This window comes from Dermacoccus sp. BD5, assembly GCF_044878485.1.
GTDB classification, from domain to species: Bacteria; Actinomycetota; Actinomycetes; order Actinomycetales; family Dermatophilaceae; genus Dermacoccus; species Dermacoccus nishinomiyaensis.
This window is the reverse complement of record NZ_JANJER010000014.1, coordinates 25,778-50,277: the sequence shown is the minus strand read 5'-3', so window position 1 is coordinate 50,277 and position 24,500 is coordinate 25,778. Positions and strand designations below refer to the sequence as shown.

Annotated in this window: 24 protein-coding genes; 14 read left to right on the top strand and 10 right to left on the bottom strand. The window is 69.1% G+C overall.

What is annotated here, in order from left to right; genetic code table 11:
• The first annotated feature begins 2 nt into the window (after positions 1-2).
• A complete protein-coding gene (locus NQ706_RS10980; protein ID WP_006943689.1) occupies positions 3-251 on the top strand; it encodes a DUF4229 domain-containing protein in 249 nt (82 codons plus the stop codon).
• Positions 252-439: 188 nt separating this feature from the next.
• On the opposite strand, the gene NQ706_RS10975 is transcribed toward NQ706_RS10980, so the two are convergent.
• A complete protein-coding gene (locus tag NQ706_RS10975; RefSeq protein WP_038569434.1) occupies positions 440-1,324 on the bottom strand; it encodes a 1,4-dihydroxy-2-naphthoate polyprenyltransferase in 885 nt (294 codons plus the stop codon).
• Between the two features lie 44 nt (positions 1,325-1,368).
• Positions 1,369-2,703 (bottom strand): AMP-binding protein, encoded by a 1,335-nt coding sequence (locus tag NQ706_RS10970; RefSeq protein WP_404360920.1) that lies wholly within the window; start codon positions 2,701-2,703, stop codon positions 1,369-1,371.
• Between the two features lie 98 nt (positions 2,704-2,801).
• On the opposite strand from NQ706_RS10970, the gene NQ706_RS10965 reads away from it, so the two are divergent.
• Both NQ706_RS10965 and NQ706_RS10960 read left to right on the top strand, forming a co-directional pair.
• Positions 2,802-3,545, top strand: a complete 744-nt coding sequence (locus NQ706_RS10965; RefSeq protein WP_038569432.1) for an SDR family NAD(P)-dependent oxidoreductase — start codon at positions 2,802-2,804, stop codon at positions 3,543-3,545.
• A 302-nt stretch (positions 3,546-3,847) separates the two neighbouring features.
• Positions 3,848-4,759 carry a DMT family transporter gene (locus tag NQ706_RS10960; protein ID WP_038569430.1) on the top strand — a complete coding sequence of 304 codons (912 nt, stop codon included), beginning with the start codon at positions 3,848-3,850 and terminating at the stop codon, positions 4,757-4,759.
• A 94-nt stretch (positions 4,760-4,853) separates the two neighbouring features.
• Here the strand turns inward: NQ706_RS10960 and NQ706_RS10955 are convergent, their stop codons facing one another.
• Positions 4,854-5,093 (bottom strand): hypothetical protein, encoded by a 240-nt coding sequence (locus NQ706_RS10955; protein ID WP_150112791.1) that lies wholly within the window; start codon positions 5,091-5,093, stop codon positions 4,854-4,856.
• A gap of 277 nt (positions 5,094-5,370) precedes the next feature.
• Here NQ706_RS10955 and NQ706_RS10950 point away from each other — a divergent pair, with 277 nt between their 5' ends.
• The 4 genes from NQ706_RS10950 to NQ706_RS10935 all read left to right on the top strand — a co-directional run bounded on the left by NQ706_RS10950 (position 5,371) and on the right by NQ706_RS10935 (position 8,018).
• Positions 5,371-6,342 (top strand): 1,4-dihydroxy-2-naphthoyl-CoA synthase, encoded by a 972-nt coding sequence (locus NQ706_RS10950; RefSeq protein ID WP_038569428.1) that lies wholly within the window; start codon positions 5,371-5,373, stop codon positions 6,340-6,342.
• Positions 6,343-6,627: 285 nt separating this feature from the next.
• Positions 6,628-7,251: a TetR/AcrR family transcriptional regulator gene (locus tag NQ706_RS10945; RefSeq protein WP_404360917.1), complete on the top strand. Its 624-nt coding sequence runs from the start codon at positions 6,628-6,630 to the stop codon at positions 7,249-7,251.
• Positions 7,252-7,329: 78 nt separating this feature from the next.
• Positions 7,330-7,701: a multidrug efflux SMR transporter gene (locus tag NQ706_RS10940; protein WP_006943680.1), complete on the top strand. Its 372-nt coding sequence runs from the start codon at positions 7,330-7,332 to the stop codon at positions 7,699-7,701.
• Positions 7,698-8,018, top strand: a complete 321-nt coding sequence (locus tag NQ706_RS10935) for a multidrug efflux SMR transporter (RefSeq protein ID WP_006943678.1) — start codon at positions 7,698-7,700, stop codon at positions 8,016-8,018. Before NQ706_RS10940 ends, NQ706_RS10935 begins: the two co-directional genes overlap by 4 nt.
• 96 nt (positions 8,019-8,114) lie before the next feature.
• Here NQ706_RS10935 and NQ706_RS10930 read toward each other — a convergent pair whose 3' ends face one another.
• On the bottom strand, positions 8,115-8,936 hold the full coding sequence (locus NQ706_RS10930) for an SDR family NAD(P)-dependent oxidoreductase (protein ID WP_051806165.1): 822 nt from the start codon (positions 8,934-8,936) through the stop codon (positions 8,115-8,117).
• A gap of 254 nt (positions 8,937-9,190) precedes the next feature.
• Here NQ706_RS10930 and NQ706_RS10925 point away from each other — a divergent pair, with 254 nt between their 5' ends.
• Positions 9,191-10,219 carry an o-succinylbenzoate synthase gene (locus NQ706_RS10925; protein WP_006943687.1) on the top strand — a complete coding sequence of 343 codons (1,029 nt, stop codon included), beginning with the start codon at positions 9,191-9,193 and terminating at the stop codon, positions 10,217-10,219.
• A gap of 268 nt (positions 10,220-10,487) precedes the next feature.
• Here the strand turns inward: NQ706_RS10925 and NQ706_RS10920 are convergent, their stop codons facing one another.
• Complete coding sequence (locus NQ706_RS10920; protein ID WP_006943701.1) at positions 10,488-11,255, bottom strand: inositol monophosphatase; 768 nt, start codon at positions 11,253-11,255, stop codon at positions 10,488-10,490.
• 137 nt (positions 11,256-11,392) lie between these two features.
• Complete coding sequence (locus tag NQ706_RS10915; RefSeq protein WP_038571631.1) at positions 11,393-12,073, bottom strand: DedA family protein; 681 nt, start codon at positions 12,071-12,073, stop codon at positions 11,393-11,395.
• 112 nt (positions 12,074-12,185) lie between these two features.
• Between NQ706_RS10915 and NQ706_RS10910 the strand changes: the two genes are divergently transcribed.
• The gene (locus NQ706_RS10910) at positions 12,186-12,986 is read left to right on the top strand and encodes a TrmH family RNA methyltransferase (RefSeq protein ID WP_243754930.1); all 801 of its coding nucleotides are present in this window, start codon (positions 12,186-12,188) and stop codon (positions 12,984-12,986) included.
• Positions 12,987-13,128: 142 nt separating this feature from the next.
• Positions 13,129-14,169: a class II fructose-bisphosphate aldolase gene (gene fbaA / locus NQ706_RS10905; RefSeq protein WP_038569422.1), complete on the top strand. Its 1,041-nt coding sequence runs from the start codon at positions 13,129-13,131 to the stop codon at positions 14,167-14,169.
• A gap of 69 nt (positions 14,170-14,238) precedes the next feature.
• On the opposite strand, the gene NQ706_RS10900 is transcribed toward fbaA, so the two are convergent.
• Complete coding sequence (locus NQ706_RS10900) at positions 14,239-16,731, bottom strand: phosphoketolase (RefSeq protein WP_038569420.1); 2,493 nt, start codon at positions 16,729-16,731, stop codon at positions 14,239-14,241.
• Positions 16,732-16,889: 158 nt separating this feature from the next.
• Between NQ706_RS10900 and NQ706_RS10895 the strand changes: the two genes are divergently transcribed.
• From NQ706_RS10895 to NQ706_RS10880, 4 genes are all read left to right on the top strand, one after another.
• Positions 16,890-17,291, top strand: coding sequence for a DUF3151 domain-containing protein (locus NQ706_RS10895; RefSeq protein ID WP_038569418.1), 402 nt, complete (start codon positions 16,890-16,892; stop codon positions 17,289-17,291).
• Between the two features lie 294 nt (positions 17,292-17,585).
• On the top strand, positions 17,586-18,548 hold the full coding sequence (locus NQ706_RS10890) for a hypothetical protein (RefSeq protein WP_404360913.1): 963 nt from the start codon (positions 17,586-17,588) through the stop codon (positions 18,546-18,548).
• Between the two features lie 212 nt (positions 18,549-18,760).
• Positions 18,761-20,050 (top strand): adenylosuccinate synthase, encoded by a 1,290-nt coding sequence (locus NQ706_RS10885; protein ID WP_038569416.1) that lies wholly within the window; start codon positions 18,761-18,763, stop codon positions 20,048-20,050.
• A gap of 102 nt (positions 20,051-20,152) precedes the next feature.
• Positions 20,153-20,662, top strand: a complete 510-nt coding sequence (locus NQ706_RS10880; RefSeq protein ID WP_006943696.1) for a DUF402 domain-containing protein — start codon at positions 20,153-20,155, stop codon at positions 20,660-20,662.
• A 92-nt stretch (positions 20,663-20,754) separates the two neighbouring features.
• Here the strand turns inward: NQ706_RS10880 and NQ706_RS10875 are convergent, their stop codons facing one another.
• From NQ706_RS10875 to NQ706_RS10865, 3 genes are all read right to left on the bottom strand, one after another.
• Positions 20,755-21,570 (bottom strand): IclR family transcriptional regulator, encoded by an 816-nt coding sequence (locus NQ706_RS10875; protein WP_006943622.1) that lies wholly within the window; start codon positions 21,568-21,570, stop codon positions 20,755-20,757.
• 77 nt (positions 21,571-21,647) lie between these two features.
• Positions 21,648-22,958, bottom strand: coding sequence for an aminopeptidase P family protein (locus NQ706_RS10870; RefSeq protein ID WP_235181946.1), 1,311 nt, complete (start codon positions 22,956-22,958; stop codon positions 21,648-21,650).
• A gap of 56 nt (positions 22,959-23,014) precedes the next feature.
• A complete protein-coding gene (locus NQ706_RS10865; protein WP_006943636.1) occupies positions 23,015-24,328 on the bottom strand; it encodes an MFS transporter in 1,314 nt (437 codons plus the stop codon).
• Positions 24,329-24,500 lie beyond the last annotated feature (172 nt).

The following is a 24,500-nucleotide window of genomic DNA, read 5'->3' as shown; positions in this document are numbered from 1 at the left end:
TGATGGCACCTGTCGCTCGTTACACCGTTCTGCGCATCCTCGTCTTCTTCGGCTGCGTGTGCCTGGGCTACCTGTGCGGGCTGCGCAGTTTCCTGCTGCTCATCGTCGCGGCGCTCGCGTCGACGGCGATCAGCTTCTTCGCGCTCAACCGCTTCCGTCAGGAGACGGTCGACGTCGTCGAAGATCGCGTCGAGAAGCGTCGTGCCCGTGCGCAGCAGATGCGTGAGGCCGAGGACGTCGAAGAGGACTGATCGACGCTCGATCCGCACCGGGCCCCTGACGGGCCGGGCGTGCTGGTCGCGGACGAATGATGACGAAGGCCGGCCGTCCCCGAGGGGGCGGCCGGCCTTCGCGTGTGTTGAAGTCTTTGTCGTCGTTGCCGCTGTCGTCGTCGGATTGGCAGCGGATGATGGCGCGGTGGGCGTCGCCGTCAGGGCCGTCAGTGCATGAGGTGCGCGGCGTAGAGGCCGCCGCCGAGGAGCAGGCCGTAGAGCAGCTGGTAACGGCCGGTGCCGGCGAGGGCCGGCACGAGGTCGCGGCCCGTGGCGCCGCGCATGACGCGCAGCACCGGCGGGATCGCGGCGATGAGGGCGACGAAGCCCGCCGCAGCGGCGACGTGGAACAGCGTGCACACCGCGACGGCGGCGACGGACATGGCGATGAGCAGGACGTAGAACGTGCGGGTGGCCTTGTCGCCGAGCCGCACGGCGAGGGTGTGCTTGCCGGCTTCGACGTCCGTCGGGATGTCGCGCAGGTTGTTCGTCACGAGGATCGCGCAGGCGATCGCGCCCACGCCGATGCTGCCCGCCCACGCGGACGGCGACAGAGTGTGGGCCTGCGTGTACGTCGTGCCGAGCACCGCGACGAGGCCGAAGAAGACGAAGACGAAGACCTCACCGAGCCCCATGTAGCCGTACGGGCGCTTGCCGCCGGTGTAGAACCAGGCCGCGAGGATGGCGGCGACGCCGACGAGCAGCAGCCACGGCGTGTTCGACAGCGTGACGAGCGCGAGGCCGACGAACGCGGCGACGAAGAAGCATCCGAACGCGGCGAGCTTGACGTTGCCCGGGTTCGCAAGGCCTTGACCGACCAGGCGCACCGGGCCGACGCGGTCCTCGTCGGTGCCGCGGATGCCGTCGGAGTAGTCGTTGGCGTAGTTGACGCCGATCTGGAGGAACAGCGCGACGATGAGCGCGAGCAGCGCATAGCCGGGGTTCGCCTTCTCCATCGCGTAGGCCGCGCCCGTTCCGACGAGGACGGGGGCGATGGCGGCGGGCAGCGTGCGGGGGCGCGCGCCCTCGACCCATTGGTTCAGGGTGGCCATGTGCGGGATGTTCTCCAGGTCGTGTGGGCCGGGGCTCCGGCGATCTAGCGGGGGTCTCGTAGATTGTGCCACTCGGGCGAGCAGGCGATGAGCGTGCGATCGGGCTTGCCGACGCCCGTCAGCGGGATCGTCTCGAGCACGCGAGCCATGGCCGGGACGGCGTACGGCGGCAACGCCTTTCGGCACTCACCCATGAGACGCGCGAGGACGTCATCGGTTGCCTCGCGACGTTCGGTCGTGACGACAGCCACAGCGACGCACTGCCCCCAGCGCTCGTGCGGGCGGGCGACGACGACGGCGTCACGGATGCCGTCGACACCGCGGACGACCTCCTCGACGACGCGCGGACTCACCTTGTATCCGCCCGTGTTGATGACGTCATCGATGCGCCCTTCGATGTGCAACGCGCCGTCGAAGCGTCCGAGGTCGTCGGTGACGAACAGCGTCGCCTCGCCGGGTGTCGCCTCGCTGCGTCGGCGCTCTGACAGCCCCGTGGGGGCAGATTCGCGGGACGCGTCGCCGTCGGGAGCGGAGTCGACGGGCGATGAGTCGATCGTGGGCCTGGCGAGAGTGCGTGCGGCGACGAACGTCGCGGCCGATCGTTCGGCGTCGCCGAGGTAGCCACTCGCCAGCGTCGGGCCGGACAGGGCGATGCGACCGAGGCCTTCGTCGTCAGCGTCGAGGACGTGGACGCCGACGCCCGCGAGGGGGACGCCGTCGTAGACGCAGCCGCCGGCCGTCTCGCTCGAGCCGTACGTCGTCACGATGGCGAGCCCGGCGTCGCGGGCGCGCGACTGCAGGTCGGGGGGCGTCGCGGCGCCCCCGACGAGGATGCTGCGGTAGCGCCGAGCCGTCTCGAGAGCGCGCACGCCGACGGGGTCGTCGCGCTCGGCGGCGTCGAGGACGTCACGCAGCTGCGTCGGGACGAGGCTCGTGTGGATGGGGGAGAAGGGCGGCGCGTTGCGGGCGACGAGCGTCGTGGCCCTGGTGAACTGCTCGAGCGACCAGGCGTCCATGACGATCGGTGTCGTGCCCGCGATGAGTGAGCGCACGATGACCTGCGTGCCCGCGATGTGTTGCGGCGGCAGCGGCAGCAACCACGTGCCCGCGCCGATGCGTTCGTGCGTCGCCGTCGCGCTCGCGATGAGCGCGTCCTTCGTCAGCATCGCGCGCTTCGGCGTGCCGGTGGAGCCGCTCGTCGAGACGACGAGCGCGAGGCGCTCGGGTGCGTCGGTGGGGTGAGGCGGGACGTCGGGGGTCGGCGCGCCCGCCTCGTAGGGCGCGAGGGCCGGGCCGGTGCCGGCGAGCGCGGCGTCGAGGGCCTCGTAGTAGGGCGTGATGTCGGCGCGGTCGACGGCGAACGGCACGAGCTCAGGCATGACGTTCACTGTACGACGCGCCCGGCAGAGCCAGGTGACGTGCCTCGCGCCGGCGGACGTCAGGTGCGGGGCGCGGCCAGGACGGGCAGGATGGGGTCATGACTGAGCGCAAGGTGGCAGTGGTGACGGGTGCGAGCAGCGGGATCGGGCGGGCATCGGCTCGCGCGCTCGCCGCGAAGGGGTACGACGTGGTGTGCGCGGCACGGCGACTCGACCGGGTCGAGGAGCTCGCCCGGGAGATCGACGGGCGTGCCGTCCAGTGCGACGTGACGAACGTCGACGACGTGAAGAACCTCGCCGCTCAGGCCGGCTCGCGCGTCGACGTGCTGGTGGCGAACGCCGGTGGCGCGTTCGGTGCCGAGCCCGTGGCGACGGCGAACCTCGACGACTGGCGCCGCATGTACGACGTCAACGTCATCGGCACCGCGGCGACGATCCAGGCGTTCCTGCCGGCGCTGGAGGCGGCGCACGGCGTCATCATCACGATCGGGTCGACGGCCGGCATCGTCAGCTACGAGGGCGGCGCCGGGTACTGCGGTTCGAAGCACGCCGTGCGCGCTCTCATGGGGGCGTTGCGCCTGGAGCTGTTCGACAAGCCGGTGCGCGTCTGCGAGATCGACCCCGGAATGGTCAAGAGTGACGAGTTCGCGCTCGTCCGCTTCGGCGGTGACGCCGAGAAGGCCGCGGCCGTGTACCAGGGCGTCGAGGCGCCGCTGACGCAGGACGACATCGCTGACGCCGTCGCCTACATCGCCGAACTACCGGAGCACGTCAACATCGATCAGATGGTCGTGCGTCCGCGCGCCCAGGCCGCGCAGCACAAGGTGCACCGCACCTCCTGACGCTCTCGCCCGCCGGTCCACAGATGGGGCACGGTGGGTCGAGCGCGGCGCGTGAGCGACGAGCGATCGGGGCTGGGGATGAGCGATCGCGGCTGGGTGACGACGTTGCCAGGGCCCCGTCTGCGTGCCACCGGTTCACGGGCTGAGCCCGTCTGGCGACGCGTTGCGGCGCGGCCGTATCGTGGCGCCCGTCAGCAGTGGTGACCGCGGCGCGGTCACTGTCGTGAGAACCCGGGTTTGCGGCGGCCCACAGATGTTCAGGAGCTTCGGTGGCCCCGTCACGGTTTTCCTCGTCCAGCGTCATGTCCTCCTCGACGGCCCCGGCCGTTCTCATGGTCATCGGCTCGTGCACATCCCTGCAGTTCGGGGCGAGCCTCGCGACGCAGCTCTTCGGCCCGCTCGGAGCGGCGGGCGTGACGACGCTGCGGCTCGGTCTCGCCGCCGTCATGCTGGCGCTGGTGACGCGCCCGAGGGTGCGCACCTGGACGCGTTCGCAGTGGACGGCTGTCGCCGCGTTCGGCCTCGCTCTCGCAGGTATGAACGGGATGTTCTACGAGGCGATCGCGCGCATTCCTCTCGGCCCGGCGGTCGCCATCGAGTTCCTCGGCCCGCTCGGGCTGGCCGCGATCCTGTCGCGCAAGCTCAAGGACTTCGCCTGGATCGTGCTGGCGCTCGTCGGGGTCATGATCCTCGGTTTTGATGACGCAGGTGGTTCGCTCGACCTCGTCGGCGTCGCGTTCGTCCTCGGCGCGGGGTTCTTCTGGGCGCTGTACATCCTCGCGAGTGAACGCGTCGGGGGAGCGGTCGACGGCGCGGGTGGCCTCGCGATGGCGCTCGTCGTCGGCACCGTCGCACTCGTCCCGTTCGGAGCGCAGGGCGCCTGGACGGGGCTGACGGACGTCCATTACCTCGCGCTCGCCATCGGCACCGCGTTCCTCGCCTCCGTCGTCCCGTATGCGCTCGAGCTGTCGGCGCTGCGGCGGCTGCCGAAGGCCGTGTTCGGGGTGCTGCTCGCCCTCGAACCCGTCATCGCGGCGCTCGCGGGTTGGCTGCTGCTCGATCAGGGCTTCGGTGCGACGCGCACGCTAGCAGTGCTCCTCGTCGTCGTCGCCGGCGCGGGGTCGGCCATCACGGCGTCACGGCGTGACGCGACGGTCGGCGTCGCCGCCGAACATGCTCCTGACGAGCTCGCCGCGTCCATCCACGGAGGGTGACGACGCCCGTGACGGCCGGTGTACGCAAGCATGCTCATGACGACATCGCCGCCGTCCCACGAAGACTGGCACCATGCGTCCCCGTAGATGAACGTCAGGCGGCCAGGGCCTTGCTCAGAAAACCCACGCCCACGATGCAGCCCACGGCGCCGGCGATGCGGGCTCCTAGGACGTTGGGGGTGAAGGTGGCGCGTTCGCGCACCCAGCGAGGTTGCCAACCCCAGCGCTGGTTGTAGCGGATCAGCTTCTCCGGGGACAGCGCCTGGTAGCCGCCATGAGGATGAACAACACCGCGATGGCGCCGCTGCCGAGGCAGCTCATCGGCGGGTTCCACGTCGAGTCATCCTCGGATCGTGCGGCGTGACGGCCTGTTGACGCTCCCGATCTGCCTTTCCCTTGACCCAGGTCCTCCGTCCAAGCGGATCGTTTCCCGCGATACGCCCCGGTGCCCCACGACGCCCCAAGGGTGAGCAGCCACGGCCAGTGGCGAATGTGGACGAAATTCACGGAGGGGGACGAAAATCGCAGGGGTGCACGGGGCTGCGGGGCCGCCACCGTCGCCCTTCGAGTGGCGCGATGGGGTCGTCACCGCCGCGTCCTAGACTGACGGCATGAGTGAGACCACCCCTGACGAAGCCGTCCGGCAGCCCGAGAACCCCTTCGACCCGAGCGCGTGGACCGCCGTCGAGGGGTTCGAGGATCTCACCGACATCACGTACCACCGCAGTCGCGAACTCGGTTGTGTGCGTGTGGCGTTCGATCGTCCCGAGGTGCTCAACGCCTTTCGTCCGCACACCGTCGACGAGTTGTATCGCGTGCTCGATCACGCGCGCCGCACACCGGACGTCGGCGTCGTCCTGCTCACCGGCAACGGCCCCGGGCCCGAGGGCACCGGCAGCGCCGGCAAGTGGGCGTTCTGCTCGGGCGGCGACCAGCGCATCCGTGGCCGCTCCGGCTACCAGTACGCGGCCGATCCAACGGGTGACGACTCCGCGAGCGGCGTCGACGAACTGCGTGTCAAGGCCGAAGGTGGGCGTCTGCACATCCTCGAGGTGCAACGGCTCATCCGCACCATGCCGAAGATCGTCATCTGCCTCGTGCCCGGCTGGGCCGCCGGTGGCGGGCACAGCCTCCACGTCGTGTGCGACCTGACGATGGCCTCCCGCGAGCACGCGCGGTTCAAGCAGACCGACGCCGACGTCGGCTCGTTCGACGCCGGCTACGGCTCGGCGTACCTCGCGAAGATGGTCGGGCAGAAGTTCGCGCGGGAGATCTTCTTCCTCGGCCGCACCTACACCGCCGACGACATGCACCGGATGGGTGCGGTCAACTTCGTCTGCCCGCACGCCGAGCTCGAGAGCGAGGCTCTGCAGGTGGCGCGGGAGATCATGGCGAAGTCGCCGCAGGCGCAGCGCATGCTGAAGTTCGCGTTCAACCTCACCGACGACGGCCTCATGGGCCAGCAGGTGTTCGCCGGTGAGGCCACGCGCCTCGCGTACATGACGGACGAGGCCGTCGAGGGCCGCGATCAGTTCCTCGAGAAGCGCGACCCCGACTGGTCGGGTTTCCCCTGGTACTTCTGAGAACCCCCAGGGCCGCCCGCGCCGTCTCCTGCTGAGGCCGGGGGCCGCCCTCTGCGCGCAAATGCACCCGGGTACGTTTGCGGGCAAGGTGAGGGCGCGGTCTTCGCGCATGGCGGGCCGGGCGTTCCACACGTGATCTGCGATGAGCGCGCACCCGCGGGGGTGCGCGCTCATCGCTTTGGTCCATCGTCCCCCGAGGCAGAGGCAGAGGCAGAGGCAGAGGCCGGCGCCCAGCCCCCGTTCGCGGCATTCGAACTTTACCAACCGAAAGGTAAAGTAAAGGTCATGAGGCAGAGTTCACGTGAGGTCATCCTCGACGCGGCGCTCGCGCTGATGCGGCGTCAGGAGCCGGTGTCGCTCGACACGGTCGCGCACGCGGCCGGGCTGACGAAGCCGGGGCTGATGTACCACTTCAAGACCAAGGAAGCGCCCATGCTCGCGGTCGTCGATCGGGTGGCTGACGACCAGAAGCGCCAACTGGAGAAGCTCCTGGCGGACGTCGACCCCGTGTCGCCGTGGCCGCGGCTGACGGCGTACGTCCGATGGATGCTCGCGGGCGAGGTCGACGAAGCAGACCTCGCGATGATGGCAGATCCGCGCCTGCGCGAGGTCCTCACGCGCCGCTGGGAAGAGCACTTCGAGCCCTGGGTGGCGCTGCCCGAAGGTCTCGACCCGCAGACGCGGGCACGTCTCGAGGGCGCCCGCTTCATGGCCGACGGCGTGTGGTTCGCCGACGCCAGCGGCGCCCTGCCCCTCGACGACGACGGCCGCTCGGGCGTGCAGGCACTCGCCGAACAGCTCCTCGCCCCTCAGACGCAGGGCGAGCGACACGCAGCGTCTTCGCACCAGGGGCATGCTGACGACGTCCTGCATGGGCGCCACATCGGAGATCGGCGCCGTCGACGATGACGCCCCTCACCACACGTCGCCACACGAACCCGACACGAAGCCCGGCAAGAAGATCAAGAACGTGAAGGAGGAGGAGGCGTGAAGAACTACCTGATGCTCGGATGCGCGGTCGTGTGCGAGGTCATCGGCTCGTCAGCGCTGAAGCGCGCGGAGCAGGACGCCGCGTGGTTTCTGCTCACGCTCATCGCCGACCTCGTCGCCTTCGTCCTGTTGGCGTTGCTGTTGCGCCGGGGCATGGCACTCAGCGTCGTCTACGGCATCTGGGGCGCGCTCGGCGTGGCGCTCACGGCATTCGTCGGGACGGTGGTGTTCGGCGAGCCCTTCACGCTGATGATGGGTTGCGGCGTCGCACTCGTCATCGGGGGCGTGATCATGGTCGAGGTCGGCTCCGACTCCCAAGCACCGGCCGAGGACGGTTCGAGCGCGACGATGAACGAGGTGCGCGCGTGAGCTACATCTTCCTCGTCAGTGCGGTCATCAGCGAGGTGATCGGCACGGCCTTCATGCGCGTCGCAGCGCAGGGGCGGGCCCGGTACTACGCCGTGGTCGGGGTCGCTTACACCCTGGCGCTGTACCTGCTCGTGCGCACTCTGAGTGAAGGCATGGGCATCGGTGTCGCGTACGGCATCTGGGCCGCCGCAGGCGTCGCGCTGACGGCACTCGTCAGCCGGTTCGTGTTCAAGGAGCCCATCACTCGCATGATGTGGTGCGGCATGGCCCTCATCGCCGTCGGCGTCGTGCTCATCGAGGGTGGCGCACACGCCTGAGGCCCTCGACGTCGCCGCTCTGGAACCGGCCTTGCCGACGACGAACGCACCGGACGATCCGTGATCGTCCGGTGCGTTCGTCTTGTCTGCGCTGCGTCAGCCCTGCGTCCAGCTCCGCGTGGCCTCGAACACCTTCGAGCCGTCGAGGTCCGCGAGCGACATCCCCGCGAACGTCGTCGCCGCGTCGCTCGTCTGCCAGCGGAAGCGGTACTCGTCCGACAGGGCCGCCCCGGCGATGGCCTCGCCCGCGCTCTCGGCGCTCTGGGCGTTGGCGAAGGCACCTTCGGTGCGCTTCATGTACGCGGCGAGCAGGTCGGCGTACGGCCCCGCGTCGTCGCGCTGGACGTTCTCGACGAAGTTCGTCGCCACGGCGGCCGGTTCGATGACGCTGACCTTGATGCCGAACGCCGCGGCGACCGTCGACAGCGACTGCATGAAACCCTCGACGGCGAACTTGGCGCCGCAGTAGGCGTCGGCGAACGGCTGGCCGACGGCGCCGCCGACCGACGTCACCGTCAGGATCATGCCGGACGTGGCCTTGCGCATGTGCGGCAGTGCGGCTTGCGTCAGCGCGACGGCCGAGAAGTAGTTCGTCTTCATCTGCTCCTTGATCGTCAGCATGTCGAGCGTCTCCGCGGTAGCGACGCACCCGCGCCCCGCGTTGTTGACGAGCACGTCGAGTCGCCCGTACTGCTCGACGACCGCATTGACGAGCTTCTCGCCCGCGCCATGATCGGTGACGTCGAGTTCACGGACGTCGAGCGTGACGCCCGCCTTGGCCGCCGCCTCGTTGAGCTCGCCCGCCTTGTCGAACGAACGAACCGTCGCGACGACCGTGGCGCCCGCCTTGGCGAGAGCGATGGCGGCGTGCAGCCCCATGCCGCTGGAGGTTCCGGTGATGAGCGCGATCTTCGTCATGACGCCATTGTGTGCCCGCCTCCTGAACACGAGCGAATCGGTCGAGTAGGAGCGGCAGGATGCGCCGATTCGACCCTGCCGCTCGTATTCGCGGGGGCGCTGCGCGCGAGTCTGGGAAGCGCCGCCCGCGCATGGCCGTCAGATGGCATGAAGGCAGTTCATGTCCCGGGCTGGACGCGCGGGCCTGCACGTGGCGTAAGGGCGGTTCGTGTCCCGGGGCCTGCATCGCGGAAGCTGCTGCGACGATAGGGGGCATGAACGCGCGGCCTCTTGAACTGCCCCTCTCGTCGCTCGATGAGCTGCTCGATGGGTTCGAGGTCGTCTCGATTCCGCTCAACACGCGCTTTCGTGGTGTGGAGCATCGCGAGTGTGCCTATCTTCAGGGGCCTTGTGGTGCAGGAGAATTCGCGCCGTTCCTCGAGTACGGGCCGGCCGAGGCGTCGCGCTGGCTCGCGGCTGCGATCGAGGCGGCGTACCTCGGGTGGCCCGAGCCGGTGCGCGCGACGGTGCCCGTCAACGCGACCGTCCCGGCCGTTCCCGCCGGCGCCGTCGCCGGGGTGCTCGCCCGGTTCGACGGGTGCCGCACCGCGAAGGTCAAGGTGGCCGAGAGGGGCCAGAACCTCGACGACGACGTCGCCCGCGTCGCCGCCGTCCGTGACGGCCTCGGCGCCGACGCGAAGGTGCGTCTCGACGCGAACGGCGGATGGGATGTCGACCAGGCCGTCGCCGCGATCACACGACTGGCTGCGTTCGACCTCGAATACGTCGAGCAGCCCGTCATGCCCGTCGAAGATCTGGCGCGCGTTCGGAAGACGCTCGCGCGCAACGGAATCGACGTTCTCATCGCCGCCGACGAGTCGATCCGCAAGGCCGACGACCCGATGCGCGTCGTCGAGCTCGAGGCCGCTGATCTCGCGATCGTCAAGGTCGCGCCGCTCGGGGGAGTGCGCGCGGCGCTGCGCATCGCAGACGAGACAGGCCTCCCGATGGTCGTCAGTTCGGCGCTCGATTCGAGCCCCGGGATGGCGGCAGGCGTGGCGCTCGCGGCTGCTCTGACCGAGCTCGATCACGCGTGCGGCCTCGGCACGATCAACCTGCTCGACGGCGACGTCATCGCCGACCCCCTCGTCCCTCGTGACGGGACGATCGACGTAGCTCGCGCCGCCGCCGCGCGCCACCTCGACCCGACGTGCGTCGAGCGTCACCGCGCGAGCCCCGAGCGCCGGCAGTGGTGGCGCGAGCGACTGATCGCGAGCTACCAGCACCTGAAGCGCGACGCCTGACCGACGCTCACCACCTGACCGACGCAGACTGCCTGACCAACGCTCGGCGCGGGTTCGTCATGCCCCCGTCAGAGCTGCGAGCCGGCATGGCGGGTTTTCGGCCCTCAGGGGCGCCGCTGGGAGCTGTAATTCCGCATGGTGGGGTTGCAAGCTCCTAACCGACAGCCGGCCGGCTCACACGGCCACGCCCCCACGCAGCCAGCGCGACCCACTCAATCGGCGCCACTCACTCAATCGGCGCCACTCACGCAGGCAGCGCAGCGCGTCATCAGACGAACGGCCGCAACCGCTCGTGCAGCGCGGCGTCGGCCGTCACGAGCAGCGGCTTGGGTGTCAGTTCGTAGCGCGGGTCGTACGGCGAGCCGTCGGCGTAGGCGGAGACGCCGCCCGCCTCGCGGATGAAGAGCGCGCCGGGCGCGTGGTCCCACGGCTTCGTCGTGACGTACAGGATGTAGTCCGCGCCGCCCGAGGCGATCTGGGGGTAGTCGACCGCGCAGCACACCCACGACAGCCCGAGCGGCGGCAGCCCGTCGAGTGATTCGCCGACGCGCGTCTGACGTGACGTCACGCCCTTCGGGGCATCGCCGACGACGTGCGGCTCGATGCGCACCCCGTCGAGGAAGGCGCCATTGCCCTTCTCCGCGACGTACGCGTGCCCGAGCTGCGGCTGCCACATCCAGCTGCGGACGATGTCGCCGCCGCGCATCTCGGCGACCATGACGCCGTGGTTCGGTGAGCCGTGGACGAAGTTCTTCGTGCCGTCGACGGGGTCGACCGTGAACCAGTGGTCGGCGGATTCGATGCGGTCGAGGATGCTCGGGTCGGCTGCGACGGCTTCTTCGCCGACGATCAGCGCGTCAGGGTAGGCCTTCTGCAGTTCGGCGGTGATGAACACCTCCGCCTCGCGGTCGGCGACGGTGACGAGGTCGCCCGGGTTCTTCTCGGTCACCTCGTGCGACGCGAGCGCCTCGAAACGGGGGTTGATGTAGGTCTCGGCGGCTTGCTGGAGCAGGGTCAGAACAGCCTGGGTATCCACGCCCTCATCCTAGGGAGTGACGCGACGTCCGACGAACCGCACGCACGAACGGCGCCGCGGCCTGGGCCGGGCGCCGCTCGTCAGCGTTTCTCGATGCGGCAGCGTTGCTCGCTTCGTCAGCGTGGTCGCGACGAGTTTCAGTTGTCAGGGTTGTGGTCGACGATGTCGCCGGCTTCCTTGACGAGCGCCTTGGCGCGCTTGCGGTGCTTGACCCACTCGAAGATCATCGGCAGCACGCTGACGAGGACGACGACCATGATGGCGGCGTCGATGTTCTTGCCGAGGCTCGGGAAGGCGCGGCCGAGGAAGAACCCGGCGAACGTCACGACGAGCACCCACAGCACGGCACCGATGGCCGACCAGGTGAAGAAGCGTTTGCGGTCCATGTGGCTCGCGCCCGCGACGACGGTGATGAACGTGCGGACGATGGGCACGAAGCGTCCGATGACGAGGGCCTTGCTGCCGTGCTTGTCGAAGAACGCGTTCGTCTGGTCGAAGTACTTCTTCTTCAGCACCCTGCCGTCGCGTTCGTACAGGGGGGTGCCGACGATCCGCCCGATCTCGTAGCCGACGACGTTGCCCGCGAACGCGGCGACGCACAGAGCCGGCAGCGAGACGTAGAGGGGGATGTCGAAGCCGCTCGTGGCAGACGTCGCGGTGAACATGCCGATCGCGAACAGCAGCGAGTCGCCGGGCAGGATCGGGAACAGGAGCCCGCATTCGATGAAGACGATCGCGAGCGAGATCCAGAAGAACGCGCCGCCGAAGTGGGCGAGCAGGTAGTTCGGATCCATGAACTGAGGGCCGAGGGCATGCATCACGAGGCCGAGCCTACCGGCGGGCGATAAGAAACCGCTGAGACGCGCGGGTGAGGTACGGCGCGTCACCCGGACGATGGTGAACTCGTCGCGCCCGCCTACGCTGACCGCCATGGCAGACGTGGACGGGGCGAAACAGATCGACGACGGCGACGCACAACACCGCCGTGCTGACGCTGGGGGCACGGACGAGGTCGGCGTCGGACCGTGGCAGGGCGCCTGGCCGAGCACACCCGACGGCTCGCTCGACCCGCGCTACGACCCCGAGCTGCTCGAGCACGGCGACCGCCGCAACGTCGAGGATCGTTTCCGCTACTGGCGGCACGACGCCATCGTCGAAGAGCTCGACACGGCGCGTCATGCGTTTCACGTCGCCGTCGAGAACTGGGAGCACGACTTCAACATCGGCTCCGTCATCCGCACGGCGAACGCGTTCAACGCCAAGGCTTTTCACATCGTCGGACGGCGGCGCTGGAACCGTCGCGGCGCGATGGTGACCGACCGCTACCAGCACGAGTTCCACCACCCCACGGTCGACGACCTGCTCGCCTGGGCCGCCACGGCCGGGCCCGTCGACGCCGCCGGCCACCCCACGCGCCTGCCCGTCATCGCCATCGACAACGTGGCGGGCAGCGTCCCGCTCGAGGCGTTCGACCTGCCCGAGCACTGCGTCCTGCTCTTCGGCCAGGAGGGCCCGGGTGTGAGCGCCGACGCGCTCGAACGCGCCGACGCCGTCCTCGACATCGCCCAGTTCGGTTCGACGCGCTCGATCAACGCGGGCGCCGCGGCCGCCGTCACGATGCACGCGTGGATCCGACGGCACGTGTTCGGCCAGCGTGTCGACGGCGACGCCCATGGGAGCGCAATCGGAAGCAACCACGCGGACGCCGGCGACGCCCACCCCCGCGCCTGACGCGGCCGGAACTCGGGCGAAGCAAACTCCCGCCGCCCGCCCCGTTGCGCGACGCCCCGTGCGAGGATGGAGGCAGCGGGCCAGCCGCTCACGAAGTGCGCCCGAAACGCGCCATTGTTGTGCCAACACGAGAGGTGATGACATGCCCATCGCAACCCCCGAGATCTACCGCGAGATGCTCAATCGCGCGAAGAAGGAGGGCTTCGCGTACCCGGCCATCAACGTGTCGTCGTCGCAGACGCTGAACGCCGCCATCCGTGGCTTCGCCGAGGCCGGTTCGGACGGCATCATCCAGGTCTCCACCGGTGGCGCCGAGTACTTCTCGGGCCCGACGCAGAAGAACATGGTCGCGGGCGCGCTCGCCATGGCCGCGTTCGCTCGTGAGGTCGCCAAGCAGTACGACGTCAACATCGCCCTGCACACCGACCACTGCCCGAAGGACAAGCTCGACGGTTTCGTCCGTCCGTTGCTCGAGGCGTCGATCGAGAACGTCAAGAACGGTGGCGAGCCGTTCTTCCAGTCGCACATGTGGGACGGTTCGGCCGTGCCGCTCGAAGAGAACCTCGAGATCGCCCAGGAGCTGCTCGCCAAGTGTAAGGAGGCGAACATCATCCTCGAGATCGAGGTCGGTGTCGTCGGCGGTGAAGAGGACGGCGTCGCCAACGAGATCAACGAGCAGTTGTACTCGACGCCGGAGGACGCCATCGCGACCGCCCAGGCGCTCGGCGCGGGCACGGATGTTTACTACATGACGGCCCTGACGTTCGGCAACGTGCACGGCGTCTACAAGCCGGGCAACGTCAAGCTGCGCCCGTCCGTCCTCAAGGACGCGCAGGACGCTGTCAAGGCGAAGTTCTCCGAGGCGGAGGACAAGCCGTTCCACCTTGTCTTCCACGGCGGTTCGGGCAGCTCGCCCGAGGAGATCGCCGAAGCCGTCTCGTACGGCGTCGTCAAGATGAACGTCGACACCGACACGCAGTACGCGTTCACGCGTCCCGTCGCCGGTTGGATGCTCGGCAACTACGAGGGCGTCCTCAAGATCGACGGTGAGGTCGGCAACAAGAAGCTGTACGACCCGCGTGCCTGGGGCAAGGCCGCCGAGGAGGGCATGGCTCAGCGTGTCGTCCAGGCCTGCAACGAGCTCGGTTCGGCCGGCAAGAGCAAGGCCGCCAAGAAGGCCTGATCACCTGACCCGCCGCTGAGCGAACGGCCCGCCCCGAATGATCGGGGCGGGCCGTTCGCGTGTCAGGTATCAGACGTTGTCGCCGCCCGTGTCCTGCTGCGGGCCACCGGTTTCGGTGCCGGTGTCGCCGGCGTCGGACCACACCCACGACGCGACGGCGGGCAGGTCCTCGCCGTTCTCGTAGGCGTAGGCGCGTGCCTCGAGGCGCAGGTCCTGCATCTCCTGACGCAGGCCCGCGCAGCGTGCACCGAGGTCGGGTACACGGTCGAGGACGTCGATGACGAGGTGGAAGCGGTCGAGGTCGTTGCGCATCACCATGTCGAACGGCGTCGTCGTTGTGCCCTCCTCGATGAACCCGCGCACGTGCAGGTTGCTGTGCCCAGTGCGCCCGTAGGTGAGGCGGTGGATGAGCCACGGGTAGCCGTGGTAAGCGAACACGATCGGCTTGTCTGGCGTGAAGATCGTGTCGAACTCGCGGTCGCTCAGGCCGTGCGGGTGCTCCTTCTCGGCCTGCAGGCGCATGAGGTCGACGACGTTGACGACGCGCACCTTCAGCCCCGGCACGCGTTCGCGCAGGATCTTCGCCGCGGCGAGCACCTCGATCGTCGGGATGTCGCCCGCGCAGGCGAGCACGACGTCGGGCTCCTCACCGGCGACCTCGGTGCCGGCCCACTCCCAGATGCCCAGGCCGCGAGCGCAGTGCCGGACGGCCTCGTCCATCGTCAGCCAGACGGGGTTGGGCTGCTTGCCCGCGACGACGACGTTGACGTACTGCTCGGTGCGCAGGACGTGGTCGAACGTAGACAACAGCGTGTTCGCGTCGGCAGGCAGGTAGACGCGGATGACGTCACTCTTCTTGTTGACGACGTGGTCGATGAAACCGGGATCCTGGTGGCTGAAACCGTTGTGATCCTGACGCCACACGTGCGAGCTCAGCAGGTAGTTGAGCGACGAGATGGGCCGGCGCCAGCCGATCTCGTTCGTCACCTTGAGCCACTTGGCGTGCTGGTTGAACATCGAGTCGACGATGTGGATGAACGCCTCGTAGCTCGACATGAGCCCGTGGCGCCCGGTGAGCAGGTAGCCCTCGAGCCAGCCCTGGCACTGATGCTCGGACAGCATCTCCATGACCTGACCGACGCGGCCCATCGGGTCTTCGGCGTCGTTGGGCTCGTACGCGCCCATCCATTGCTTGTTCGTCGTCTCGTAGACGGCCTGCAGTCGGTTCGACGCGGTCTCGTCCGGCCCGAAGATGCGGAAGTTCTCCGGGTTCGCGGCGGCGACGGCGCGCAGCCACTCGCCGAGCACCCGCGTCGACTCGGCGACCGCCGTGCCGCGCTCGTCGTCGCTGCCAGCGTCGACGGCGAAGTCACGGAAGTCGGGCAGTTCGAGAGCGACGCGCAGTTCGCCACCGTTGGCGTAGGGCGTCGCGCCCATGCGCAGCTCGCCGTCGGGGGCGAGGGCCAGGATGTCGTCGGCCGGGCGCCCGGCCTCGTCGAACAGCTCGTCGGGGCGGTAGCTGCGTAGCCACGCGTCGAGGTCGTGGAGGTGTTCGTCGGTGTCGCGGGCGTTGGCGAGCGGCACCTGGTGGCTGCGCCAGTGACCCTCGGCGACCTTGCCGTCGATCGTCTTCGGGCCCGTCCAACCCTTCGGCGTGCGGAAGACGATCATCGGCCAGCGCGGACGCTCGGCGTTCTCGGCGCCGGCTTCGGCGGCCTCGGCCTTGATGCGGGCGATGTGGTCGAACACCTCGTCGAGCAGCGTCGCGAAACGGCGGTGGATCGAGATCGGATCCTCGCCGTCTAAGCCCGCCTCGAACACGTACGGCGTGTGGCCGTAGCCGCGCATGAGGGCGTCGAGCTCCTCGTCGCTGATGCGGGCGAGCACCGTCGGGTTCGCGATCTTGTAGCCGTTGAGGTGCAGCACGGGCAGGACGACGCCGTCGGTGACAGGGTTGACGAACTTGTTCGAGTGCCACGACGTCGCGAGCGGCCCCGTCTCCGCCTCGCCGTCACCGATGACGGTGAACGCGAGCAGTTCGGGGTTGTCGAAGACGGCGCCGTAGGCGTGGCTGAGGGCGTAACCCAGCTCTCCGCCCTCGTGGATCGAGCCGGGCGTCTCGGGTGCCGCGTGCGACGGGATGCCGCCGGGGAAGCTGAACTGCTTCACGAGCCGGCGCAGGCCCGCCTCGTCGAGCCCGACGTTCGGGTAGATCTGCGAGTACGTGCCCTCGAGGTAGGTGTTGGCGACCATGCCGGGGCCGCCGTGGCCGGGGCCGGTGACGTAGATCGTCGGCTGAGAGCGCTCGGCGATGACGCGGTTGAGGTGGGCGTAGAGGAAGTTGAGCCCGGGCGTGGTACCCCAGTGCCCGAGCAGGCGATGCTTGACGTTGTCGCGCGTGAGCGGCTCGCGCAGCAGGGGGTTGTCGAGCAGGTAGATCTGCCCGACCGACAGGTAGTTGGCGGCGCGCCACCAACGGTGGATCGTCTCGAGAGTCGCGTCGGTGAGCTCGGTTCCGGGGGAGGGCTGCCAGGGGGTCGCGGTGCTGACGTGGAAGGTCATGCCTCCATTCTCGTCGTGCGGCACGAGCGGTGAAAGGGGCTGGGACGTTGGTCCTGACGTGAAACTCGGTGGAGTCGGTCGGCGGCGTGAGGGGTGCGACGTGGGTGTTGCCAGCCCGTCGCGGCGGGGTTGTCGGGTGTCGATGCTTCAATGGCGGCATGGACAACCTTCTTGCCATTCCGGAGACCAAGCTCGACGTCGACCCCGCAGCCGAGAAGCTCGACCTCGGCGTCCACGCCCGCGACGTGGCCCGCATGTACCCGGCGAGTTCGCTCGTGTGGGCGACGCTCGCCGAGGACGCGCTGGGTGACGGCGAGACCGTCGAGGCGTACGCCTACGCGCGCACCGGCTACCACCGCGGCCTCGATTCCCTGCGCCGCGCCGGGTGGAAGGGCCAGGGGCCCGTTCCGTGGGAGCACGAGCCGAACCGCGGTTTCCTGCGCGCACTCGCCGCGCTGAGCAAGGCCGCCGGCGAGATCGGTGAGGTCGACGAGCAGCGACGCTGCGCCGACTTCCTGCGCGACTCCTCGGCCACCGCGGCGCGTGAGTTGGGCGTCTGAGACGCGCTCGAGCGCCGCGTCCGAAAATGATGTCGGCGTGAGGGAACCGATCTCCTGATCGCCGCGTCTCAGATGTGACGATGCCCGATCAGGGAGCGCTCGCACCCGGTGCGTCGAATCGTCGTGCCTCTCGGGGCGCGGCTGTCGGCGCCCGGTATCTCTGGGGGATGAGCGAACGGGGAGTCGGGCGTCGTCCGCCGCCTGGAACAGGGCGGGCGCGACGGGGGTGTGGCCGGGAGGGGCCACACCCCCGTCGCATGTCATCTGGCGGCCACGGCGCGTTAGCCTGACGGCGTGAATCCTCTCGCCGTCCTCGGCATCGACGACCTCGCCGAACAGCTCTACCGCCAGGTGCTGCGTGACCAGGCGCGACCGTTCGGTGTGTACGCCTCGCGGCTCAACACGCCCGTCGGTGACGTCGAGGCAGCGGCTGAACAGTTGCGCGCGCTGCGTCTCGTGCGCATCACCGAGGACGGCCGCCCTTCCGCCGATCATCCGCGCGCCGGGCTCGAACGCGTCCTGTCGGCCGAGGAGGCGCGCCACGCCGAGCGACGTCGCGACCTCGCCCGCCTGCGCGACGCCATCGATGGTTTCGCCGGCGACCATCGTGCAGGCCAGGAGCAGGCCGACACCGCCGAGGCGGGTCGCGAGTACGTCGAGATCGACGGGCTCGGTGACGTCATGGACCACCTGGCGGCATCGACCTCGGGCCCGATCCGGTTCACGCACACCGACGCACTCGCCGTCAGCGCCGGGGAGCAGCCGGTGCTCGCGCGCCTCGTCGCCGACGGGCGCCTGCTGCGTGGCCTGCACGAGTTCGACGCCGCGAGCACGCGCAGCCTCGACGTCGTCGAGTGGGCGAACCTGGGCGAGGAGCAGCGCCTCGCGACGCACATCCCGAACGAGTTCGTCTGCTACGGAACGGATGCCGTCATCGCCAACACCGATTGGGGCGGCGAGGGTGGGCGGTACGTCGTGCTGCGCGACGCCGTCGTCGTGCGCGCGTTCGTCGAGTTGTTCGACCGGATGTGGGCGGCGGCCTCCGGCGTCGACGACGGCGCGGAACCGACGTCGGAGCGTCTCGTCGAGCTCATGCAGGCCGGGTTGAAGGACGAGGCGATCGCGCGGGCGCTCGGCGTCAGCCTGCGGACGGTGCGACGCCGCGTCGCGGCGCTCATGGAGGAGTGCGGCGTCGAGACGCGCTTCCAGCTCGCGGTGAAGCTCACCGAACGTGGCCTCACCGGCTTCGAGGGCTGACCAGGCACTCGATGAGGGGCGTCCGGTGGTGCTCGGCGGGCGACGCATCGGCTCGCCTGCTGACGACGACCGCGACGGATGCGTGCCAGCGGGTAACCTTGGGCGGTAAGAGTTGACGCCCGGTTCGTCGCTCGAGGCCGCCGCGCGCCGGGGGTCGAGCGTGGCGGGGGAGCGGCGTCAGCCCACCAGCTACGCAAAGGCAGTTGATACCGATGCCGGCAATCGTTCTCGTCGGCGCCCAGTGGGGCGACGAAGGCAAGGGCAAGGCCACCGACCTTCTCGGAAGCCGAATCGACTACGTCGTGAAGTTCAACGGCGGCAACAACGCCGGGCACACGGTCGTCATCGACGGTGAGAAGTACGCGCTGCACCTGTTGCCGTCGGGCATCCTGACGCCGGGTGTCACGCCCGTCATCGCGAACGGTGTCGTCGTCGACCTCGGCGTGCTGTTCGAGGAGATCGACGCCCTCGAGGCGCGTGGTCTCGACACGAGCAAGCTCGTCATCTCCTCGAACGCGCACCTCATCCCGCGCTACAACAAGGTGATCGACCAGGTCTCCGAGCGCTTCCTCGGCAACCGCAAGATCGGCACGACCGGGCGCGGCATCGGCCCGACGTACGCCGACAAGATGAACCGCATCGGCATCCGTGTGCAGGACCTTTTCGACGAGTCGATCCTGCGACAGAAGGTCGAGGCGGCGCTCGAGACGAAGAACCAGCTGCTGGTGAAGACGTACAACCGTCGCGCGATCGAGGTCGACGAGGTCGTCGAGGATCTGCTGCAGTACGTCGAGCGGCTGCGCCCGATGGTGAAGGACACGTCGCTGCTGCTGAGCAAGGCGCTCGACGCCGACGAGGTCGTGCTGTGCGAGGCCGGTCAGGCGACGCTGCTCGACGTCGACCACGGCACCTACCCGTACGTGACGAGTTCGAACGCGATCTCGGCGGGCGCCTGCACCGGTGCGGGCATCCCGCCGACGCGCGTCGACCGCGTCATCGCCATCCTCAAGGCGTTCACGACGCGCGTCGGCGAGGGCCCGTTCCCGACGGAGCTGCACGACGAGGTCGGCGACCGCCTGCGCGAGATCGGCGGCGAGTTCGGCACGACGACGGGGCGCCCGCGCCGCATCGGCTGGCTCGACACCGTCATCGGGCGCTATGCGACACGCGTCAACGGCGTCACCGACTTCGTCGTCACGAAGCTCGACAACCTCGACTCCTTCGACGAGATCCCCGTCTGCGTCGCGTACGACATCGACGGCGAGCGCGTCGAGGAGATGCCGGAGAACCAGACCGACTTCCACCACGCGAAGCCGATCTACGAGATGCTGCCGGGTTGGAACGCCGACATCACCGGTTGCCGCACGTTCGAGGACCTGCCCGAGAACGCGCAGCGCTACATCGAGTTCGTCGAGAAGCAGATCGGCGCGCGCGTCAGCGTCATCGGCGTCGGCCCGGGTCGTGACGAGGTCATCGTCCGCCACGATCTGTTGAACGACTGACTCTCCCATCTCTCGCCGCAGGGGCCGACTCGCTGACGAGTCGACCCCTGCGGCGCGTTCGTGTGCGTCCTGGCGCCGGCGGGCCGCCGGTAGGCTGGGTGTGTGGCGAGGGAAGCGATCCGACTGCAGTTCGGCAAGTACAACGGTGACGAGCACTGGGGGTTCGACGCCGTCGTGCTCGGCCGTGACGCACAGGGGCTGTGGCTTGGGGTGACGGGTGGCACCCGTGTGGCACGACCCGGGCTCGAGTTCGCAGCGCACGGCGACTTCGTCGTCCTCGTTCCCGACGACGCCTGGTGGGTGGCCACCTTCAACACCGCTCCGGGCGGCAAGGACCATGACATCGACGTCTACGTCGACATCACGACGCCGACGACCGTCAACCAGGGTGAGGCGTTCACGCTCGACCTCGACCTCGACGTCGTCAAGCGCACGAACGGTGACCTCGGCATCGACGACGAGGACGAGTTCGAGCGGCACGCCCGCGAGATGAGCTACCCGCCGCGACTCGTGACGGCGGCGCGTGAGGCTGCCGACACCGTCATGACGATGGTGCGTGACGGCGTCGCACCGTTCGACGGTTCCCACGAGAAGTGGCTCGCGAAGCTCTGACGAGCCCGGCGTCCGTGTCGGTGCACGAGCAGCCGGCCCCAAGATGGTGAGTAACTCACAGATAGCCGGGTCCTTACCCGCCTACCCATGAGTTACCCGCCCTCATGCGGGGGCAGGTGCACGGACCCGTCCGGGCGAGGAGAGGCGACGTACCCCAGCGCTCGTGACGTCTGCTCGGCAGCTTCGCGGGTGGCGCGAGCGAGCAGGCCGATGCCGTCCGCGCCGACTCGATGGGCGGGCGCCGCGAGCAGGACGGCGGCGGCGAGATCTCCGCGATGGTCGTGCACCGGCGCTGCGAGGCCGATGACGTCGGCAGACGTTCGCCGATCGTTGATGAAGACGCCCGTGTCATGACCCTCCTCGAGCAGGGCGTGGAGCCCCTCGAGCGCCCCGTCGTCCGCCCCGGGCAGGTCGATGGTGCCCGCAGTGATCCGCGCGTCGACGCGCGTCGGCGGCTGGTCCGCGAGGAACACCTGCACGCATGCGCTCAATGCCGTCGCGTAGCGCGCACCGACCGGCGTGACGTGTGCGATGTCGTGCCGGCTCGCCACCTGTTCGATGACGACGGCCTCCTGGCCCGTCCATCGTACGAGCGCGGCTGACTCGCCCGTGACGTCTCGTAGATGGCGCAGGGGGCGACGGGCGGCGTGCCCAACGTCGAGCGATCCGAGCAGCGGCCCGGCGAGCAGGACGAGGCCGAGCCCGAGGGAGTACTTGCGGCTCTGCTCGTCCCGCTCCACGAGGCCCTCGTCCTCGAGGGCGACGAGCAGGCGCGAGACCGTGCTCTTGTGCAGGCCAGTACGTTCGGCGAGCTCGACGACGCCGAGCCGGTCGTGGCCGGCATCGAAGGCGCGCAGCACGTCCAGCCCGTTGCGCAGGGCGGGAAAGCCCGAGCTCTCGGTCGTCATGGTCCTCCTCGGCGTGATGGCGTGGGGGCCGGCCGTCCGCGCACCTCACCGGCCCCCACGTCGCAGTGGCGCACGTGTCAGTGACGCGCGGGCACGATGTTGTGGGCGGGCCCGTAGGGGTAGCCGGTGATGTTGGTCGCCCCGTCTGCGGTGATGACGAGGATGTCGTGCTCACGATAGCCGCCGGCACCGGGGTTGCCGTCGAGCACCGTGATCATCGGTTCCATGCTCACGACCATGCCCGGTTCGAGCACCGTGTCGATGTCCTCGCGCAGTTCGAGGCCCGCTTCGCGCCCGTAGTAGTGGGAGAGCACCCCGAACGAGTGGCCGTAGCCGAAGGTGCGCAGCGGCAGGATGCCGAGTTCGGCCATCAACCCGTTCAGCTCGTCGGCGATGTCGCGGCATCGTGCGCCGGGGCGGATGAGCTCCAGGCCGCGTTCGTGCACCGTCACGAGCGATTCCCACAGCGCCAGGGTCGCGTCGTCAGGCTCGCCGTAGAACATCGTCCGTTCGAGGGCGACGTAGTACCCGGAAACCATGGGGAAGCAGTTGAGGCTGAGCAGGTCGCCGGGCTGCACGCGCCGGGTCGTGGGCCAGTTGTGGGCGCCGTCGGTGTTGAGGCCCGACTGGAACCACACCCACGTGTCCCGCAACTCACTGTCCGGGAAGGACGACGCGATGCGACGCACCATCTCCTCGGTGCCGGCCAGGGCGATCTCGTACTCGCTCGAACCTCCGGCGGGCATGCCGTCGAGCGCGTCGCGGATCGCAGCCGCTCCGAGATCCGCGATGCGGGCAGCCTCGGTGATGAGGGCGATCTCCTCGGCGGACTTGATCATCCGCTGACGCATGACTGCCTGGCCGATGTCGATCATGCGCGCCCCGGGCAGAGCGGCAGCGAACTGATCTCGGCGATGGAGCGTGAGGTGGTCGTACTCGAATCCGAGGACGCCGCGCGCGACGTGTGCGGTCTCCAGGAGGGTGGCGACGGCGTGTTCGGGGTTGGTGCGTTCCCAGTCGGTGTAGACGACGTTATCCCCGTGGCTGCGTCGCCATGGCATCCCGGCATCGATCCCGGCCGAGACGGTCGTGCTCGTCTCGTGCGTGACGACCAGAGCGTAACCACGACCGAACGAGGTGTAGAGGAAGTCGGAGTAGTACTTGATCGCCTGCATCGAGGTGAGGACGACGGCGTCCACACCAAGCTGTGTCATCGTCGATCGCAGCCCCGCGAGCCGACGTTCGAACTCGCCGGCGGAGAACGTCAGCGGGACCTTGGTGCCGTTGTGCACCGTGCGCAGGCGATCGGAGCGAAACGTCTCCAGGGCGTGGGCTGTGGCGTCGACCGGGGGAGTCGTGGGCGATCCGGAGGTCGTGTTCGTGGTCATGGTTGGTTCCTTCCAGGTGGGTCAGAGGTGAGATCGGGTTCGTGCGAGGGCGGGTGTCAATCGCGGGCGAGGGGCTTGCCGGCGGTCTCCCGGGCAAAGGCGACGGCGACCAGCGTGACCACGGCGACCGCGACGAGGTAGACGGCCGGTGCGATGGTCCAGTGCGTGCGGCCGACGAGCCACGTCGCGATCATCGGTGCGGTGCCGCCGAAAAGCGCGTTCGCGAGGTTGAACGTCAGGGCGAAACCGGTGAAGCGCGTTCGGGTGGTGAACTGCTCGGCGAGGAAGGAGGGCAGTACTCCGTCGTTGAGTGCGAGCACCCCGCCGAGCAGGATCTGCACGAGCACGATGACGGCGAAGCTGCCCGATCCGAGGGCGACGAAGGCAGGGACGGAGCCGACGATGAACAGGGTGCTGGCTGCGTACATGAGCGGCTTGCGGCCGTAGCGATCCGACAGTGCCCCGGCGCCGAGGACGAGGGCGATGTAGCAGCCGAGCGCGATCGTGGCGGCGACGAACGAAAGAGTCTGATCGAGGTCGAGCTCGGTGCTGAGGTAGGTGGGCAGGTAGGACAGGACGACGTAGAACCCAACGGCGTTGAGCAGGGCCGCGGCAAAAGTGACGACGAGGGCGCGGCGCTCGCGCAGGACGAGGGCGATCGGCGCGGCCTCGGAGGCCGGCGTGTTCTCACGGGCAGCGAGGAACTCGGGGCTGTCGTCGAGGCGACGGCGGATCGTCAATCCGACGAGGCCGAGAGGCAGCGCCAGGGCGAACGGCAGCCGCCATCCCCAGGAGGCGAGGTCCGACGCCGGCATCCACGCGCTCATCCCCGCGGCGATGAGCGACCCCACGAGCAGGCCGGACGCGGTCGAAGCGGGTACCACGGCACCGGTGAGGCCGCGCCGTGATGCGGGGGCGTACTCCGTCAGGTATGCGCTCGCTCCGGCGTACTCGCCGGCAGCGGAGAAACCCTGGACGAGGCGCAGCACGAGCAGGAGGACGGGCGCGAGGATGCCGACGGCGTGATACGTGGGCAGGAGCGCGATGAGAAAGGAGGCGCCCGACATGAGCAGGATCGACGCGGCGAGTGCCGAGCGTCGCCCGATGCGGTCGCCGATGTGGCCCCAGACGACACCTCCGATGGGGCGGCAGAGAAACGACAGCGCGAACAGCGCGAACGTCTTCACGAGGGCCGTTCGAGGAGTGTCGTTCGGGAAGAAGGCCCCCGATATCTCATGTGCGAAGTAGCCGTAGACCGCGTAGTCGAACCACTCGACGAAATTGCCGACGAAGGAGCCGGCGATGACGCGTCGACGCATCGCGGTGGACCCCGGGAGGGTGGTGGAGATGGTGTCAGGTGGAGTGGCCATCGGTGTGCCTTTCGCGCAGAGCATCACGGTGATGCTGTTTCAGCAACTCGGTTGCTTCCCACACTGACGTGCCTGAGGTCGGCTGCCGTGTCATCGATGTAACGCGGAGGTGACGTCAACCGGCCCGACGTTACGTCTTGGTTGCTTAGGCATCTGCTTACCCTGCAGGCGG

What these genes read in the sequence shown, in the direction of transcription:
- NQ706_RS10865 (WP_006943636.1), bottom strand. Translation starts at nt 24,328, where the DNA reads ATGGCCACTCCACCTGACACCATCTCCACCACCCTCCCGGGGTCCACC.
- NQ706_RS10925 (WP_006943687.1), top strand. Translation starts at nt 9,191, where the DNA reads ATGAACGCGCGGCCTCTTGAACTGCCCCTCTCGTCGCTCGATGAGCTG.
- NQ706_RS10870 (WP_235181946.1), bottom strand. Translation starts at nt 22,958, where the DNA reads ATGACCACGAACACGACCTCCGGATCGCCCACGACTCCCCCGGTCGAC.
- NQ706_RS10910 (WP_243754930.1), top strand. Translation starts at nt 12,186, where the DNA reads ATGGCAGACGTGGACGGGGCGAAACAGATCGACGACGGCGACGCACAA.
- NQ706_RS10960 (WP_038569430.1), top strand. Translation starts at nt 3,848, where the DNA reads ATGTCCTCCTCGACGGCCCCGGCCGTTCTCATGGTCATCGGCTCGTGC.
- NQ706_RS10980 (WP_006943689.1), top strand. Translation starts at nt 3, where the DNA reads ATGGCACCTGTCGCTCGTTACACCGTTCTGCGCATCCTCGTCTTCTTC.
- NQ706_RS10970 (WP_404360920.1), bottom strand. Translation starts at nt 2,703, where the DNA reads ATGCCTGAGCTCGTGCCGTTCGCCGTCGACCGCGCCGACATCACGCCC.
- NQ706_RS10945 (WP_404360917.1), top strand. Translation starts at nt 6,628, where the DNA reads ATGAGGCAGAGTTCACGTGAGGTCATCCTCGACGCGGCGCTCGCGCTG.
- NQ706_RS10895 (WP_038569418.1), top strand. Translation starts at nt 16,890, where the DNA reads ATGGACAACCTTCTTGCCATTCCGGAGACCAAGCTCGACGTCGACCCC.
- NQ706_RS10965 (WP_038569432.1), top strand. Translation starts at nt 2,802, where the DNA reads ATGACTGAGCGCAAGGTGGCAGTGGTGACGGGTGCGAGCAGCGGGATC.
- NQ706_RS10900 (WP_038569420.1), bottom strand. Translation starts at nt 16,731, where the DNA reads ATGACCTTCCACGTCAGCACCGCGACCCCCTGGCAGCCCTCCCCCGGA.
- fbaA (WP_038569422.1), top strand. Translation starts at nt 13,129, where the DNA reads ATGCCCATCGCAACCCCCGAGATCTACCGCGAGATGCTCAATCGCGCG.
- NQ706_RS10875 (WP_006943622.1), bottom strand. Translation starts at nt 21,570, where the DNA reads ATGACGACCGAGAGCTCGGGCTTTCCCGCCCTGCGCAACGGGCTGGAC.
- NQ706_RS10885 (WP_038569416.1), top strand. Translation starts at nt 18,761, where the DNA reads ATGCCGGCAATCGTTCTCGTCGGCGCCCAGTGGGGCGACGAAGGCAAG.
- NQ706_RS10950 (WP_038569428.1), top strand. Translation starts at nt 5,371, where the DNA reads ATGAGTGAGACCACCCCTGACGAAGCCGTCCGGCAGCCCGAGAACCCC.
- NQ706_RS10915 (WP_038571631.1), bottom strand. Translation starts at nt 12,073, where the DNA reads ATGCATGCCCTCGGCCCTCAGTTCATGGATCCGAACTACCTGCTCGCC.
- NQ706_RS10930 (WP_051806165.1), bottom strand. Translation starts at nt 8,936, where the DNA reads ATGACGAAGATCGCGCTCATCACCGGAACCTCCAGCGGCATGGGGCTG.
- NQ706_RS10975 (WP_038569434.1), bottom strand. Translation starts at nt 1,324, where the DNA reads ATGGCCACCCTGAACCAATGGGTCGAGGGCGCGCGCCCCCGCACGCTG.